Source organism: Streptomyces sp. NPDC014676, from assembly GCF_043084105.1.
Taxonomy (GTDB): domain Bacteria; phylum Actinomycetota; class Actinomycetes; order Streptomycetales; family Streptomycetaceae; genus Streptomyces.
This window is the reverse complement of record NZ_JBIBZI010000016.1, coordinates 66895-82794: the sequence shown is the minus strand read 5'-3', so window position 1 is coordinate 82794 and position 15900 is coordinate 66895. Positions and strand designations below refer to the sequence as shown.

Below are 15900 nucleotides of genomic sequence, written 5' to 3'. Positions count from 1 at the left end.
GTCACTCCCCGGGGACCGGCGGGGTGCCGAGCAGGGCCGCCGGTTCGGGCCGGCGGGGGAAGGACCCCGGCCGGTAGCCGCACCAGGGCTCCTCGGCGTACGGGTCGCCGGTGACGCCGTACGCGCGGGACCGCGAGCCTCCGCAGACCCGGCGGAACTCGCACGCCCCGCACCGTCCGCCCAGCCGGTCGGGGTCCCGCAGGCCGGTGAACAGCTCCGAGGAGCGGTAGATCTCGGTCAGGGGGCGGGTGCGCACGCTGCCGGCGCCCAGGGGGAGGAATCCGCTGGGGTGCACGGTGCCGGTGTGCGACACGAAGACGAAGCCGCGGGCCGCGTTGACGTCCAGCGGCGGACGCCGGGCCCGCCGTCCCCCGGCGTCCAGGCCGAGCCGGACGGAGCGCTCACGCAGCTCCCGGTAGAGCGGGCCGAGTCCCAGCACCGCCACATGGTCGTCGCCGGCCTCGGCGAGGATCTCGCGCTGGATCGCCACCCGGCGGAAGTGGTGGGCCTCGGTGGTCTTGGCGGGCACGGTGAGGCCGACGTCGTACACGAAGTTGAGTACGTCCTCGGTCTCGGCGGGGGTGAGTTCGCCGAGCTGCCGGCCGCGTCCGGTGGGCACCAGGAAGAAGGCGCTCCACAGCATCGCCCCGTGGTCACGGACGAGCCGGACGATGTCCGGCAGGTCGTGCAGGTTGTGCCGGGCGACGGTGGTGTTGATCTGCACCTTCATGCCCATGGCGCGGGCGGCGTCCCACGCGTCGAGTGTCCAGCCGTACACGCCGGGAACCCCGCGGAAGCCGTCGTGCAGTTCGGCGGTGGAGCCGTCCAGGCTGAGGGAGAGTCCGACGGCACCGGCCTCGTGCACCTCCCGCAGCCGCTCGGGGGTGAGCGTCGGGGTGCCGGACGGCGACACGGCGACGCGGACGCCGGCCTCCTTGCCGTGGGCGATCAGCTCGTTGAGGTCGGGGCGCTGGAACGGGTCGCCGCCGGTGATCACGAACAGCGGGGCGGGCTGCCCGAACGCGGCGACCTGGGCCAGGAGGTCCTTGGCCGCGGCCGTGTCCAGCTCGCGCGGATCGCGGTCCGGTACGGCCTCGGCCCGGCAGTGCAGACAGGCCAGCGGGCAGGCGCGGGTGGATTCCCAGATGACGATGAACGGCCGGTCGGTGACGTCCTGGTGCTGCCGGCGGATCGCGCGTGCGCCGGTCACCGGCGCCTCCGGTCCCGTGTCGTGGTGAGTGTTCGTCCGGCCGCCCGGGAGTCGTGGCAGACGGTGGGCCGGGCGGCCGGACTGTGACCGGTCCGTGCCGCGCGCAGCACCCGCGACGGGGGATTGCGGGGGACACATCCGCACGGATGCTGGTTGCGGTGGTGCACGGGATACCTCCGGATCGGTCGGCACCAGCCTCGTGCACCGGGCCTGGCCGGCACCCCGGCCGACCGGTCCCGATCGGGTGGGCCGATGGTCCCTCTCCGCGGCGACCGTGCCGCCCGAACGGCCCGGCGGTCGTCCGGCCCGCCCGCGAGTAAGGGGGCCTCGGCCCCGACAGACCGCTTCGAGCGGGCGTGGTGTCCGCGAGAGCGGAGGGCGTCCCGCCGGGTGGCGCAGGGGGCAGGGCACCGGGACCCGCGGGACAGGGGGGCCACACCGGGGCAGGAGACCGCCTCACCTCAGCGGGGCCCTGGGGGCCGCCCCCCTTCACGGCGACCGCCGTGGGCCGCGCGCCGGAAGGCCCGGTCCATGTCGCGGGAGACGCCCCGAGGGCGGGGGTGCCGTCGGCGGTGGCCGTTCCGTGCGGGTGAGGGCGGCGCGGTCCGCCACGTTCCCTGACGGGACCCGGGGCGCCGGGCGGCCGGCCCGGGTGGTGGCCGGCCCGGAACGTGGTGGACCGCGCGTCCGGCCGTGACTGAGGAACGGCCGGACGGTGACCGGTCCGGGAGCTCGCCGCGCCCGCTGCCCGGCCCGTGGCACGAGAAGACGTGGCCGCGCAGGGTGACGTGACGGTCCGTGTCGCTTCCCGGCCGGTCACGTCACAGCTTCGTCCGTACCGCGCCCCTTCTCCCTGGGCCGGGCGGGTCCGCACAGGCGTCCACCGGTCCCTGTCCACCGCCCGGAACGGGGCCGGACGGCCGGTGGTCCGTGGGCACTTCGGCCCGGGTGGGCCGCGAACCGCGCGGTCCGGTGTCCGCTCCCATGGATCACGGCAGCCACCCGGGCCGGACGCGTCCGCACGCCCGGCGCCCCCTTCGAGGGGCGCGGCGCCGATGTCGCACGGGCCGACGCGGACACCGGCCGGTGGTGTCGGCCCGGCCGGTGTCCTGGCCGTCCGCGGCTCCGCCACCCGTACGCCGACGGCGCGGGAGGCCCGGCGTCGTGCTCCCGCGCCGCCCCGTCGCCGGGCCCCCGCCCTCGCCCACCCCGCCGGGGCCCTGGGTCCCGGCACAGGGCCGGGGAGCGGGCCGGTAGGACGCGGGACCGGGGCCGTTCGGCCCAAGGCCGGCGCCCCGGCGGAGACCTAGGTTCCTGACCATGGAGAACGATCAGAGCGCACGCCGGGGACAGAAGCCCGTACCGGGGACCTGGCCGCTGGCCACGCGCAGACTGCTGAACCGCCGTGAGGTCTCGCCCGACGGGCGCGCGGTGTTCGGCACGGGCGACCCGAAGTGGGAGGGGTTCTACCGGGACCGCTGGTCCCACGACAAGGTGGTGCGCTCCACCCACGGCGTCAACTGCACCGGTTCCTGCTCCTGGATGGTGTACGTCAAGGACGGCATCATCACCTGGGAGCACCAGGCCACCGACTACCCGTCGATCGGCACCGACTGCCCCGAGTACGAGCCGCGCGGCTGCCCGCGCGGGGCGTCGTTCTCCTGGTACACCTACTCGCCCAGCCGGGTCCGCTACCCGTATGTGCGCGGTGCGCTGCTGAAGCTGTGGCGTGAGGCCCGCAAGCGGCTCGGCGACCCGGTGGCGGCGTGGGCGGAGATCACCGGCGACCCGGCGAAGGCCCGCGCCTACAAGCGGGCGCGCGGCAAGGGCGGGCTGGTGCGGGCCGACTGGGGCGAGGTGGCCGAGCTGGTCGCCGCCGCCCATGTGCACACCGTCAAGGAGTACGGTCCGGACCGCGTCACCGGTTTCTCCCCGATCCCGGCGATGTCGATGGCGTCCTTCGCGGCCGGTTCCCGTTTCCTGTCGCTGATCGGCGGCACCCTGCTGTCGTTCTACGACTGGTACGCCGATCTGCCGGTCGCCTCCCCGCAGGTCTTCGGCGACCAGACGGACGTGCCGGAGGCGGCGGACTGGTGGAACGCCGGCTACCTGATCATGTGGGGTTCCAACATCCCGGTCACCCGCACGCCCGACGCGCACTTCCTCACCGAGTCCCGCTACAACGGCACCAAGGTCGTCGCGGTCAGCCCCGACTACGCCGACAACGTCAAGCACGCCGACGAGTGGATGTCCCCGCACCCGGGCACCGACGGAGCGCTGGCGATGGCCATGGGCCACGTCATCCTGAAGGAGTTCCTCGTCGACCGTGAGGTGCCCTACTTCCAGGACTACCTGCGCGAGTTCACCGACGCCCCGTTCCTGATCACCCTGCGCGAGCACACGGACGGCGGTCTCGTCCCGGACGGGTTCCTGACCGCCGCCGACCTCGGCCACGAGGAGGAGAACGCCGGCGCCAAGACCGTCCTGATCGACGCGGCCACGGGCGATCCGGTCGTGCCGAACGGCTCGCTCGGCTTCCGCTGGGCCAAGGGCGAGCAGGGCCGCTGGAACCTCGACCTCGGCGAGGTGACGCCCGAACTGACCCTGCTGGAACGGACCGTGGAGACGGCCGAGGTCACGCTGCCCCGCTTCGACGAGGGCGCCACCGAGGGCGGTACGACCATGGTCCGCGGGGTGCCGGTGCGCACCGTCGGCGGGCGCCGGGTCACCACCGTCTTCGACCTGATGCTGGCCCAGTACGGGGTGGAGCGGCCGGGTCTGCCGGGCCGCTGGCCGTCCTCGTACGACGACGCCGCCGAGCCGTACACCCCGGCCTGGCAGGAGACGATCACGTCCGTGCCGGCCCGGCAGGCGGCCCGGATCGCGCGGGAGTTCGCCCGCAACGCCGAGCGCACCAACGGTCGTTCCATGATCGCGCTGGGGGCCGGCACCAACCACTGGTTCCACTCCGACACCATCTACCGGGCGTTCCTGGCGCTGACCACCATGACCGGCTGCCAGGGTGTCAACGGCGGCGGCTGGGCGCACTACGTCGGCCAGGAGAAGGTGCGTCCGCTCACCGGTTTCCAGCACCTGGCGTTCGCCTTCGACTGGCAGCGGCCGGCCCGGCACATGACCGGCACCTCCTACTGGTACATGAACTCCGACCAGTGGCGGTACGAGGCGTTCGGGGCGGACGAGCTGGCCTCCCCGGTGGGTGAGGGCAAGCTCGCCGGCAAGACGTTCGCCGACTGCCTGGCGCAGGCCGTGCGGCTGGGCTGGACGCCCGGTCACCCCGGCTTCGGCCGCAACCCCCTCGACCTGGCGGACGAGGCGGCACAGCGGGGGCGTCCGGTCGCCGAGCACATCGTGGACGAGCTGAAGTCGGGGCGGCTGCGGTTCGCCGTCGAGGACCCCGACGACCCGGCCAACTTCCCGCGCGTGCTGACCGTGTGGCGGGCGAACCTGCTGGGTTCCTCCGGCAAGGGCAACGAGTACTTCCTGCGCCACCTGCTGGGCACGGACGCGGACGTCCGCTCCGCGCAGACCCCGCCGGAAGGGCGCCCGCGGGAGGTGGTCTGGCGGGAGGAGGCGCCCGAGGGCAAGCTCGACCTGCTGGTCACCATGGACTTCCGGATGACCTCCACCGGCCTGCTCTCCGACGTCGTCCTGCCGGCCGCGACCTGGTACGAGAAGGACGACCTGTCCAGCACGGACATGCACCCCTTCGTGCACGCCTTCACCCCGGCCATCGCCCCGCCCTGGCAGGCCCGTACCGACTACGACGCCTTCCTGACCATCGCCGACCGGTTCAGCGAGCTGGCTGCCGAGCACCTGGGCACGCGTACCGACGTCCTCGCGGTGCCGCTGACGCACGACACCCCCGACGAACTCGCCCAGCCCGGCGGGGTCGTACGGGACTGGAGGGCCGGCGAGTGCGAACCGATCCCCGGCAAGACCATGCCGAAACTGGCCGTCATCGAACGGGACTACGCGGCCGTCGCGCAGAAGATGCGCGCCATCGGTCCGCTCCTCGACACCCTGGGCACCACCACCAAGGGCGTCACCGTCCACCCCGACCGGGAGATCGAGGACCTGCGCAGGCGTTGCGGGACCGTCCGCGACGGTGTGGCCGCCGGCCGGCCGTCGCTGGCCACCGCCTCCGACATGTGCGAGGCGATCCTGGCCCTGTCCGGCACCACCAACGGCCGGCTGGCCACCGAGGGCTTCCGCGAACTGGAGCGGCGGACCGGCAGCGAGGGGCTGGTGGAACTCGCCTCCGAGCGCGAGGCCGAGCGGATCACCTTCGCCGACACCCGCACCCAGCCACGCTCCGTGATGACCTCCTACGAGTGGTCGGGCTCGGAGACCGGCGGGCGCCGCTACTCCCCGTTCGTCATCAACACCGAGCACAAGAAGCCCTGGCACACCCTCACCGGCCGCCAGCACTTCTTCGTCCAGCACGACTGGATGACCGAGCTCGGCGAGCAACTTCCCGTGTTCCGGCCGCCGTTGAACGCCCAGCGGGCGTACGGCGACGAGCAGCTGCGCGAGGACGGGCGGGCGGAGGTCACCGTCCGCTATCTGACCCCGCACTCGAAGTGGTCCATCCACTCCAACTACCAGGACAACAAGTACATGCTCGACCTGTCCCGCGGCGGCCCGGTCATCTGGATGTCGCTGGAGGACGCCGGGAAGATCGGCGTCAAGGACAACGAGTGGATCGAGGCGTACAACCGCAACGGTGTCGTCGCCTGCCGGGCCGTGGTCACCCACCGGATGCCCGAGGGGACCGTGTACATGTACCACGCCCAGGACCGCAACATCAACGTGCCGAAGACGGAGATCAGCGGCAAGCGCGGCGGCATGCACAACTCGCTGACCCGCCTGCTGCTCAAGCCGACGCACCTCGCGGGCGGCTACGCGCAGTTCACCTACGCCTTCAACTACTACGGCCCGACCGGCAACCAGCGTGACGAGGTCACCGTCATCCGCCGTCGCTCGCAGGATGTGGAGTACTGACATGCGCGTCATGGCTCAGATCGCCATGGTCATGAACCTGGACAAGTGCATCGGCTGCCACACCTGCTCGGTCACCTGCAAGCAGACGTGGACCAACCGCACCGGTGTCGAGTACGCCTGGTTCAACAACGTCGAGACCAAGCCCGGTGTCGGCTACCCCCGCCGCTACGAGGACCAGGAGCAGTGGAAGGGCGGCTGGATGCTCGACAGGCGCGGACGCCTGGTCCTGCGCTCCGGCGGCCGGGTCAAGCGGCTGCTGTCGCTGTTCTCCAACCCTGACCTGCCGTCCCTGGAGGACTACTACGAGCCGGTCACCTACGACTACGACAACCTCATCAGCGCCCCCGCCGGGCCCGGCATGCCCGTCGCCCGGCCCCGCTCGGTCCTCACCGGCAAACCCACCGCCATCACCTGGGGCGCCAACTGGGAGGACGGCCTCGGCGGGGCTCCCGAGAACGCCGGCGGCGACCCCAACCTCAGCGGCGAGTGGGCGCAGAAGGTCAAGTTCGAGTTCGAGCAGACCTTCCTCTTCCACCTCCCCCGGCTGTGCGAGCACTGCCTCAACCCGGCCTGTGTGTCGGCCTGTCCGTCCGGCGCGATGTACAAGCGGGTCGAGGACGGCATCGTCCTGGTCGACCAGGACAAGTGCCGCGGCTGGCGCATGTGCGTGACCGCGTGCCCGTACAAGAAGGTGTACGTCAACCACACCACCGGCAAGGCGGAGAAGTGCACGTTCTGCTTCCCGCGCATCGAGGCCGGGCAGCCCACCGTCTGCTCCGAGACCTGCGTCGGCCGGCTGCGCTACCTCGGCCTGCTGCTGTACGACGCCGACCGGGTCGGCGAGGCCGCCGCCACCCCCGACGAGAAGGACCTGCTGGACGCCCAGCGGAACGTGTTCCTGGACCCCTTCGATCCCGAAGCCGTCGCCGCCGCACGGGAGTCGGGCATCCCCGAGGACTGGCTGGACGCGGCCCGCCGCTCCCCCGTGTACGACCTGGTCATGCGCTACAAGGTGGCGCTGCCGCTGCACCCGGAGTACCGCACCCTGCCGATGGTCTGGTACGTGCCGCCGCTCTCCCCCGTCCTCGACGCCGTCGACGCGGCCGGCGGCGACCAGGACGACCCCGACCACGTGTTCGCCGCTGTCACCCGGCTGCGCATCCCGCTGGAGTACCTGGCGGAACTGTTCACCGCCGGGGACACCGATGTGGTCGGCGGGGTCCTGATGAAGCTCACCGCGCTGCGCTCGTACATGCGCGAGCGCAGCCTCCGCGGGGAGGGCGACGAGACCGTGCTCAAGGCCGTCGGGCTGACCGCGCGGGAGGCCGAGGACCTGCACCGGCTGCTCGCCGTCGCCAAGTACGAGGACCGCTACGTCGTCCCCGCCGCGCACAAGGAGGACGCGGCGGCGCTGACCGCGATGGAGAACCGCTGCCCCGTCGAGACCGCCGACGGGCCGGGGGCCGGCGACGGCCGCCGCGTGATGCTCGGCATCCCCACTCTGCGCCGCCGCACCACCGACACCCCCGCCGGAAGCCACCCGTGACCCCCCTGCCCTCCCCCAGTGCTGAACGCCTGGGGGGACCCCCATCCGTGCCCGGGATCGTCCGCACCCGGGTCCGGGCCGCCCTGCGCCGCCCGGACCGGACCTCCCGCACCGCGCCTCTCACCCCCGAGGAGACGGAGCGACGGGCACTGCTGCTGCGGCTGATGTCGCTGCTGCTGCAGTACCCCGACGCCGGTCTCGCCGCCGCCCGGCCGGTGCTCACCGCCACCGTCGGGGCGCTGCCGCCCTCACCGGCGGCCGGGCACCTGGCCGAGTTCACCGCCTGGTTCGCCGGACAGGAGACCGACGCCCTGGAGCGGCACTACGTCGAGACGTTCGACCTGCGCCGCAGGAGCGGCCTCTACCTCACCTACTACCTGCACGGCGACACCCGCCGCCGCGGCATGGCCCTGCTCACCCTCGCCCAGCGGTACCGCGCGGCCGGCTGGGACACCGACGCCGGTGAACTCCCCGACCACCTCCCGGTCGTCCTCGAGTTCGCCGCCCTGACCGGCCCCGGCCGGGGCGAGGCCCCGCTGCGCCAGCACCGGCGCGGCATCGAACTGATCCACCGCGCCCTGACCGACGCGGACTCCCCCTACCGGCACGTCCTGGCGGCGCTGACCGCGCTGCTGCCGCCGCCCACCGGGGCCGATCTGCGGGCGGTGGCCGAACTGGCCGCCGAGGGCCCGCCGAACGAGGACGTCGGGCTCGACCCGTACGGGGCCTACGGAGCCGGTGAGTTCGCGCCGCCGGGCTCGTTCGTCCCGCCCGAGCAGGCCCCGCCCACCCTCGCGCCACCGTCCACCGCGCACCGTCAGGAAGACCACTGATGAACACCTCCGCAGCCGACCTGTTCCTCTGGGTCGCCGTGCCCTACGTCTGCCTCGCGGTGTTCACCGTCGGGCACGTCTGGCGCTACCGGCAGGACCAGTTCGGCTGGACCTCGCGCACCAGCCAGCTCCTGGAACACCGGTGGCTGCGCTGGGGCAGCCCGCTGTTCCACCTCGGCGCGTTCATGGTGATCGGCGGGCACGTCGCCGGTCTCGCGGTGCCGGCCTCCTGGACCGAGGCCGCCGGCGTCGACGAGCACACGTACCACACCGTCGCCGTGTGGGCGGGTTCGGTCGCCGGGATCGCCATGGTCACCGGGCTCGGCATGCTGTGTGCCCGCCGGCTGCTGAGCCGCCGGATCCGGCTCCGCACCGACCGCAGCGACAAGGTCCTCTTCCCGCTGCTGTCGGCGACCGTGCTGCTCGGCATCACCGCCACCGCCGCCCACAACGTCTTCGGCGCCGGTTACGACTACCGCTCCACCGTCTCGGTGTGGTTCCGGGGGCTGTTCACCCTCTCCCCCGAGCCCGGGGCGATCGCCGGGGCCCCGCTGCTGTTCCAGCTCCACGCGCTCACCGCCTGTCTGCTCTTCGCCGCCTGGCCGTTCACCCGGCTCGTCCATGTGTGGAGCGCGCCGGGCGGCTACCTCGTACGTCCGTACGTGGTCTACCGGCGGCGCACGGCCGCCGCCACCGCGCCGGGCGGGCGGCGGGCCGTATGAGCGGGGCGGCCGGCACGGCGACAGCGCCGGGGAGGCGCGTCGGATGGCTGATGACGCTGACCGGGGCCGTCGGCCGGCTCGCCTCCCTGCGCCTCGCGATCGACGACTGGCGGCTGCTCGAGGACCCCGACTACGTGCCGTCGTGCGACATCAGCCCGGTGGTGGGCTGCGGCAGCGCCATGGCGAGCCCGCAGGGGAATCTGCTGGGCTTTCCCAACATGCTGATCGGCCTGGGCGCCTTCGCCGCGGTGGCCGTCCTCGGCGTGACCGTGCTGACGGGGGCGCGACTCCACCGGGCGCTGTGGCTGGCGCTGAACGGCGGGGCGCTGGCGGCGGTGGGGTTCGTCCACTGGCTGATCTGGCAGTCGCTGTACGAACTCGACCGCCTCTGCCCGTACTGCGCCGTCGTCTGGGTGGTGACCATCGCCCTGTTCTGGTACGTGACCCTGCGCAACTGCGCACACGGTGTCATTCCCGTGCCCCGGCGTGGTCGCGCCGCCCTGGGCCTGGTCCTGGAGAGCCACTGGCTGCTGCTGGCCGGCTGGTACGGCGTGGTCGTGCTGCTGGTCCTGACCCGTTTCCGGACGTACTGGAGCAGCCTGCTCTAGCCGGTGCGCCGGCCGATTGTCACCTCCCAGGTGTCGACGGCGTAGTGGACCGTCATGCCGTGGCGGTCGTACAGCCGGGGCGCTCCTGTGGCGTTCCCGGTGTCCACGCCGAGCCCGACGGTGTCCCGTCCGCGCGCCGCGAAGGCCGCGAACGCGTGCCGCAGCAGGAATCCGCCCAGTCCGCGGCCGCGGGCCGCGGGCAGCACACCGAGGCTGCGGATCCACCCCATGGCCTCGCGGTCGTCCCGCGCGAGCAGGAAGCCGACGTCTCCCAGGTCCTCGGTGCCGACGATCCACACCAGGGACCAGTCCAGTCCCCGGGCGTCGATGTCGTGCAGCCACATGTCGTAGGCGCGCGGCCGGAAGTCGAAGTGGTCGGTGAAGGACGCCTGGTACAGCTCGTGGACGCGCGACCGGTCCGCCTCGGCGGCGCAGTCCCGCACCCGGACGCCGGCGGGCGCCTCGGGGAACGTGTCCCGTGCGGGGTCCAGGGGGCGGCGCAGTACGTGGTACCGGCGTACGGTCCGCCAGTCGCGCGCCCGGAGCAGTCCGGTGTCGAGGGTGGGTGCCGCGTTGAGGTGCAGATGCACCACCGCCCGTTCCGCCCCGTTCTCCCGGGCCTTCTCCAGCGCCCTGGCCTCCATCGCCTCCAGCATCCGGGCGGCGGCCCCCTGGTGCCCGGGCAGGACGTACTGGTCGATGTCGACGCGCTCGCCGCCGGACTCGTCCCACAGCAGCCCGTACGCCACCAGGCGGTCCCCGTCCCAGGCGAGCCAGGAGTCCCGCTCCAGGTCGGTACCGGGATGCCCGAGCTCGGCCTCGACGGTGTGCAGGTCGGTCTCGGGCCGGCCGATCTCGATCTCGTCGACCCTGTTGAGCAGTTCGGTGACGGCGGGCACGTCGGTGAGTGCCGCGGGACGCTGTACGTAGGGCATGAGGCCCAAGAATCCGGTGACCGGGCACGGGGCGCAACGGTTTTTCGGGGACCGCGGGTCAGGCGTCGGGCGGGCCGGCCGCCGCACGGGCGTAACGGTGTGCCAGGAGCGCGAAGGCGTCCTTGAGTTCCCGCGGGCCGACGACCTCGACGGCGGCGTCGAACCGTCCGATGCCGGCGGCCAGGGCGGTCCACGACCAGGAGCCCGTCACGAGCCGGCAGCGGCCGGGGCCGAGCTCCTCGATGACGGCGTCGTGGGCGTGGCGGGCCACGGTGGCGGCGGGCAGGTCCAGGATGACCTCGCCGCGGCAGGGCCACTCGCCGGAGCCGTCCGCTCCGCGGAACCTGCCGGTGACGAACGCGGCCACGTCGCCTCCGGGCACCTCGCGCGGTGTGAAGCGGGGCCCCGTCGGGCTGCGCGGGGTGATCCGGTCGGCGCGGAAGACGCGCCAGTCGGCGCGGTCGAGGTCGAAGGCGACGAGGTACCAGCGTCCGTCCCGGCTGACGAGACGGTGCGGCTCCACCCGGCGCGGCGGGGAGGCGGGAGCGTAGTCGAAGCGCAGCACTTCGCCGGCGTGGACGGCGGCGCTCAGCGTCATGAGCAGCGCGCCGTCGACGGGTGGGTGCGGACGGGCCGCGGGCTCCACGGTGGTCACCCGGAGGGTGTCGACGCGGTGGCGCAGCCGGGCGGGCATGACCTGCCGGACGGTGGCCAGGGCGCGGGCCGCGTCCTCCCGGACCGCGGCGCCCGTGGTGGCGGCGGTGCGCAGCGCGACGGCGAGGGCGACGGCCTGCCCGTCGTCGAACAGCAGTGGTGGCAGCCGGGTGCCGGCGTCCAGCCGGTAGCCCCCGTCGGGTCCCTTGAAGGCCGCGACGGGGTACCCGAGTTCGCGCAGCCGGTCGACGTCGCGGCGTACGGTCCGCGGGCTCACTCCCAGCCGCTCGGCCAGCAGCGCCCCCGGCCAGTCGCGGCGGGCCTGGAGCAGGGAGAGCAGGGACAGCAGTCGGGCTGAGGTTTTCGGCATGGTGCCGATCCTGCCCCGGGATGAGGACACGCCCTGACCGCTTCCCTGCGACGGTTCTCCCGTGTCCGGCCACGACGACGACCGGAAGGACCCGATCACCATGACCACCACCGCCATGCCCCGGCCGCCCGCCCTCGACGCCGAACGGGCCGGTCCGCTCGCCGCGCTCGCGGTCGCGCGGGCGTCCCTGACCACCACGGTGCGCGGACTGAGCGACGAACAGGCCGCCGCGCGCCCGACGGCCGGCGCCCTGTGCCCGGGCGGGCTGATCAAGCATGTCGCGGCCGTCGAGGAGGCGCGGACGGCCTTCATGACCGAGGCCCCTGGCACGAGCCGGGAGCCGTGCGCGGGGTGCTGACGCACCTCATCGCCGAGACCGCGCAGCACGCGGGACACGCCGGCGTCCTGCGCGAGACGCTCGACGGACGGACGTCCACCTGACCGGCGCGGATCACCGCGTCCGCCCGCCGAGCGGCACGCCCGCGGTCAGCCGGGCCGGTGCTGCTGGGTGAGGACCGCCGCCATCAGCTCGGGATCGAGGACCGAGACGTCGGCGAGGCGGGTGGACGCGGTGAGCGAGTTCAGCAGGGCCTTGGTGACCCGCAGGGCGGGGGCCGGGCGCCGCAGGACGGGTCCGGCCCAGGCCGTGACGGCCGCGTCGAGGGCGTCCTCGGGCACGACCTTCTGCAGGATCGACAGGGTGTGGGCCTCGTGGGCGTCGAAGACGCGCCCGGTGAGGATGATGTCGCGGACGCGGGCGGCCCCCGCCTCGCTGATGAGGCGGGGAAGCAGCCCGCCCCAGGCGGTGGGCAGGCCGAGGGCGAGTTCGGGCAGGCGGAAGGCCGCCGTGTCGGCGCCGACGCGCAGGTCGCAGGCGAGGGCGAGGGCGAGTCCGGCGCCGATGGCCCTCCCCTGGACCCGGGCGATGGTGACGGCGGGGTTGGCGGTGAGCGCCTCGCACACGCGCCGGGCGCGGGTCCCGGAGGCGCGGATGCCGCCGCCGGTGGGGTCGAGGGCGAGGTGCTCGGCGAACTCGCCGCGGTCGCCGCCGAGGCAGAAGTCGTCGCCGGCGGCGGCCAGCACCAGGACCCGTACCGCCGGGTCCTGGTCGTCGAGGACGGTGAGGAGGTCGTCCAGCATGGCGTCGGTGACGGCGTTGCCCTGTTCAGGGACGTTCAGTTCGACGGTGAGGAGAGGACCCTGCCGGTGGGTGCGCAGGGTCTTGAGTATCCGGTCGGCCGGAAGTCCGGCGGGGAGTTCGGCGAGGGGCGGGGCGTTCATGCGGTGACTTTCAGGGAGGTGATGCGGCGGAAGACGACGCGGGAGGTGTCGTAGGAGGGGGGTGCGAGGGGCCGCAGCGTGGGGAAGCGTTCCAGCACCTGGGTGAGCAGCTCCCGGGCCTCCAGCCGGGCGAGTGCCGCTCCGAGGCAGTAGTGGGCGCCGCCGCCGAAGGTGAGGTGGCCGCCGCCGCGCCGGATGTCGAACAGGTGGGGGTCCGGGTTGCGGCGGGGGTCGTGGGCGGCCGCCCCGTACAGCACGTGGACGGTGGTGTCCTTGGCGACCGGTGTGCCGGCGAGGACGGTGTCGTCGGCGGCGACACGGGTGTTGACGACCACGGGCGGGTCGTAGCGCAGCGTCTCCTCGACGGCGTCGTCGATGTGCTGCGGGTGCCGGCGCAGCCACGCGGCGCGGGAGGGGTCCCGGGTGAGGAACCACACGGCGTTGGCCAGCAGCACCGCGCTGGTCTCCAGCGAGGCGATGGTGATGAACATCGTCAGGTCGTAGATCACCTGGTCCGCGGCGGCCCGGTCGTCGGGGTACTGGGCGTCCCAGTGGTGGATCCAGCCGGTGAGGACATCGTTGCCAGGACGGGTCCGCCGCTGCCGGATCAGCTCGGTGAAGTAGGCCCGCATCTCCAGCGTGGCCTGTGCCGACACGGCGAGTTCGCTCTTGGTGGGCAGCAGTTCCTGGGCGTAGACCTGCCGGTGGGTGAAGTCCAGGATGTGCGCGTGGTGCTCCGGGGGGATGCCGAGCCAGTCGCCCACGGTCAGCAGGGGGAGCTGCTCGGCGACGGTGGTGACGAAGTCGGCCTCCCCGTCGGCGCGCAGCCGGTCCTCGAGGCCGTCCAGGAGGCCGGCGGCGAGAGCGGCGACCCGGGGGCGCAGGCCCTCCAGGGTGGTGCGGTCGAACGGGTTGCCCAGGGCGCGTCGCCGGCAGGTGTGGGCCGGGGCGTTGAGGCTGGGCAGGGTGCGGCTCATCTCGCGGGTGGCGGGTGCCTGCCAGCGCTCCGGGTCGGGCTGCCGCTCCTGCCAGGCGAAGTCCGGCACGAGCCAGTTCCTGCCGCGCAGGACCTGGCTGCATGCCTCGAAGCCGGTGACGAAATAGCCGCCCCAGGGGGCGCGTACGACGTCCCCCAGGGCGCGCATCTCCTCCCATATGGGAAGGGGGTCGGCCTGCCCTTCCGGGGAACGCAGGCGGCGGAGAAGGGAGATGACGGCTCGGCGGTCGTGGGTGGTGCCGCGTATGTCGCCAACGGCGGTCACGCAGAGCTCCTTTGAGTGGGCGCTACCGATCAGTACCGCCGGAACCTACCCGTCCGCACTCCTGTGTCATGCGCCCCTGTGTGTTGCTCCTGTCACATGCCGTGCATCAGACACGGAAGATGTCCAGGAAACTGCTCCAGAATCCCTTCTTCCGTCCCGGTTCCTGCCGGACCTGCGCGGACGCGGCCGCCGGGAAGGGCTGCCGCTCACCCGGTTCCGGGGCCCGGTCCCGCAGCGCGGCCGCCATCCGGGTGGCGGCGGTGGGGCTGAAGGTCACGGGCAGGGCGACCAGGGCCCGGTGGAACGGCCCAGGCCGCCACTGCAGGTCCTTCTCCGGCACGGCCAGGGCGAGGTCGGGCAGTGCGTTGAGGAGCCGTTCGATCGCGGTGGTCGCGATGACCTGCGCCGGGTCCTTGGCGGGGCAGGCGTGCGGGCCGGCCCCCCAGGCCAGATGGGCGCCCTTGCTGTGCGCCCGGCGGGCCTCGGCGAGCGCGGGGTCGCTGTTGGCGCCCGCGAAGGAGATGACGACCGGGGTGTTCGCCTCCACCACGTGGCCGCCGAGGTCGACGTCCTGGACCGGGTAGTGGGTGGCGTAGTTGGCGATGGGCGTCTGGTTCCACAGCACGTGGTCGAGGGCCTCCTCGATCAGCATGCCGCTGTCCCGGCCGCCCGCCCCGGACAGCAGCAGCACCAGGGCGTTGCCGATGAGGTTGCGCTCGGGTTCGACGCCGGCGCCCATCAGCATCACCAGCTGGTCCTTGAGCTCCTCGTCGGTCAGCCCGGCCGGGTGCTGGATCAGCCAGGAGGTGACGTCGTCACCCGGCTGGCGCCGCTTGAGCGCGATCAGCTCCATCAGACAAGCGGTGAGGTCCTCGTTGGCGCGCAGCGCGTCCTTGCCGTCGAAGATCGCCGACATGGCGGTGGTGAGGGTGTCACCGATGCCCGCGGGGCAGCCGAACAGCTTGTTGAACAGCAGCAGCGGCAGCAGCTTGGCGTAGTCGTTGAGCAGGTCGGCCCGGCCCCGCTCGCTGAACCGGTCGAGCAGGTAGTCGGCGATCGGCTCGACGTCACGCCGGATCCGGGTGATGTTGAGCCGGGCCAGGCTGTCCACCACGGCCTTGCGCAGCCGCAGGTGCACCGCCCCGTCGGTGAACAGGCAGTTGGGCCGGTACGCCATCATCGGCAGCACCGGGTTGTCCATGCCGATGCGACCCTCGTTGAGCGCCTTCCAGCGGCGGGCGTCGCGGGCGAACAGCTCGGTGTTCTGCAGCACGCGCAGCGCCGTCTCGTGGCCGACGACCAGCGTGGCGTCCGCGCCGGGGGCGAGCTCGACGGGGCCGGCCGGGGCGTGGGCGCGCAGCCGGTCGTAGACCTGCTGGGGATCGGCGGCGAACGCGGCGTCGTGCATGGGGCATCTGCTGACGGTGGCGGCAGACGGTGCTTGGGGGTCCATGAAG

General features: G+C 73.2%; 11 protein-coding genes and 1 pseudogene. 6 read left to right on the top strand and 6 right to left on the bottom strand.

Translation table 11 applies throughout. The features are described from left to right. Nucleotide 1 precedes the first annotated feature (1 nt). Complete coding sequence (locus ACF1DX_RS32715) at nucleotides 2–1210, bottom strand: TIGR04053 family radical SAM/SPASM domain-containing protein (protein WP_391794781.1); 1209 nt, start codon at nucleotides 1208–1210, stop codon at nucleotides 2–4. A gap of 1320 nt (nucleotides 1211–2530) precedes the next feature. Here ACF1DX_RS32715 and ACF1DX_RS32710 point away from each other — a divergent pair. From ACF1DX_RS32710 to ACF1DX_RS32690, 5 genes are read left to right on the top strand one after another with little or no spacing between them, the layout of a single operon-like run. After that, complete coding sequence (locus ACF1DX_RS32710; protein WP_391794780.1) at nucleotides 2531–6232, top strand: nitrate reductase subunit alpha; 3702 nt, start codon at nucleotides 2531–2533, stop codon at nucleotides 6230–6232. Nucleotide 6233: 1 nt separating this feature from the next. Then, nucleotides 6234–7778, top strand: coding sequence for a nitrate reductase subunit beta (gene narH / locus ACF1DX_RS32705; RefSeq protein WP_391794779.1), 1545 nt, complete (start codon nucleotides 6234–6236; stop codon nucleotides 7776–7778). 47 nt (nucleotides 7779–7825) lie between these two features. Beyond that, the gene (gene narJ, locus ACF1DX_RS32700; RefSeq protein WP_391794778.1) at nucleotides 7826–8611 is read left to right on the top strand and encodes a nitrate reductase molybdenum cofactor assembly chaperone; all 786 of its coding nucleotides are present in this window, start codon (nucleotides 7826–7828) and stop codon (nucleotides 8609–8611) included. After that, nucleotides 8611–9333, top strand: coding sequence for a respiratory nitrate reductase subunit gamma (gene narI, locus ACF1DX_RS32695; RefSeq protein WP_391794777.1), 723 nt, complete (start codon nucleotides 8611–8613; stop codon nucleotides 9331–9333). Before narJ ends, narI begins: the two co-directional genes overlap by 1 nt. A gap of 50 nt (nucleotides 9334–9383) precedes the next feature. Beyond that, complete coding sequence (locus ACF1DX_RS32690) at nucleotides 9384–9941, top strand: vitamin K epoxide reductase family protein (RefSeq protein ID WP_391794776.1); 558 nt, start codon at nucleotides 9384–9386, stop codon at nucleotides 9939–9941. Here ACF1DX_RS32690 and ACF1DX_RS32685 read toward each other — a convergent pair. After that, nucleotides 9938–10876, bottom strand: coding sequence for a GNAT family N-acetyltransferase (locus tag ACF1DX_RS32685; RefSeq protein ID WP_391794775.1), 939 nt, complete (start codon nucleotides 10874–10876; stop codon nucleotides 9938–9940). The two genes, ACF1DX_RS32690 and ACF1DX_RS32685, sit on opposite strands and share 4 nt — an antisense overlap. Nucleotides 10877–10934: 58 nt before the next feature. After that, on the bottom strand, nucleotides 10935–11900 hold the full coding sequence (locus tag ACF1DX_RS32680; protein ID WP_391794774.1) for a helix-turn-helix transcriptional regulator: 966 nt from the start codon (nucleotides 11898–11900) through the stop codon (nucleotides 10935–10937). A 100-nt stretch (nucleotides 11901–12000) separates the two neighbouring features. On the opposite strand from ACF1DX_RS32680, the pseudogene ACF1DX_RS32675 reads away from it, so the two are divergent. Next, nucleotides 12001–12341: pseudogene (locus tag ACF1DX_RS32675) on the top strand (DUF664 domain-containing protein). A gap of 45 nt (nucleotides 12342–12386) precedes the next feature. On the opposite strand, the gene ACF1DX_RS32670 reads toward ACF1DX_RS32675, so the two are convergent. The 3 genes from ACF1DX_RS32670 to ACF1DX_RS32660 all read right to left on the bottom strand — a co-directional run bounded on the left by ACF1DX_RS32670 (nucleotide 12387) and on the right by ACF1DX_RS32660 (nucleotide 15851). Then, entirely contained in the window at nucleotides 12387–13181 is a 795-nt protein-coding gene (locus ACF1DX_RS32670; RefSeq protein WP_391794773.1) for an enoyl-CoA hydratase/isomerase family protein, read from the bottom strand. Next, a complete protein-coding gene (locus ACF1DX_RS32665) occupies nucleotides 13178–14443 on the bottom strand; it encodes a cytochrome P450 (protein ID WP_391794772.1) in 1266 nt (421 codons plus the stop codon). The genes ACF1DX_RS32670 and ACF1DX_RS32665 overlap by 4 nt, the downstream gene beginning before the upstream one ends. Before the next feature lie 106 nt (nucleotides 14444–14549). After that, entirely contained in the window at nucleotides 14550–15851 is a 1302-nt protein-coding gene (locus tag ACF1DX_RS32660; RefSeq protein WP_391794870.1) for a cytochrome P450, read from the bottom strand. Nucleotides 15852–15900 lie beyond the last annotated feature (49 nt).

What these genes read in the sequence shown, in the direction of transcription:
- ACF1DX_RS32710 (WP_391794780.1), top strand. Translation starts at nt 2,531, where the DNA reads ATGGAGAACGATCAGAGCGCACGCCGGGGACAGAAGCCCGTACCGGGG.
- narH (WP_391794779.1), top strand. Translation starts at nt 6,234, where the DNA reads ATGCGCGTCATGGCTCAGATCGCCATGGTCATGAACCTGGACAAGTGC.
- narI (WP_391794777.1), top strand. Translation starts at nt 8,611, where the DNA reads ATGAACACCTCCGCAGCCGACCTGTTCCTCTGGGTCGCCGTGCCCTAC.
- ACF1DX_RS32690 (WP_391794776.1), top strand. Translation starts at nt 9,384, where the DNA reads ATGACGCTGACCGGGGCCGTCGGCCGGCTCGCCTCCCTGCGCCTCGCG.
- ACF1DX_RS32685 (WP_391794775.1), bottom strand. Translation starts at nt 10,876, where the DNA reads ATGCCCTACGTACAGCGTCCCGCGGCACTCACCGACGTGCCCGCCGTC.
- ACF1DX_RS32680 (WP_391794774.1), bottom strand. Translation starts at nt 11,900, where the DNA reads ATGCCGAAAACCTCAGCCCGACTGCTGTCCCTGCTCTCCCTGCTCCAG.
- ACF1DX_RS32670 (WP_391794773.1), bottom strand. Translation starts at nt 13,181, where the DNA reads ATGAACGCCCCGCCCCTCGCCGAACTCCCCGCCGGACTTCCGGCCGAC.
- ACF1DX_RS32660 (WP_391794870.1), bottom strand. Translation starts at nt 15,851, where the DNA reads ATGCACGACGCCGCGTTCGCCGCCGATCCCCAGCAGGTCTACGACCGG.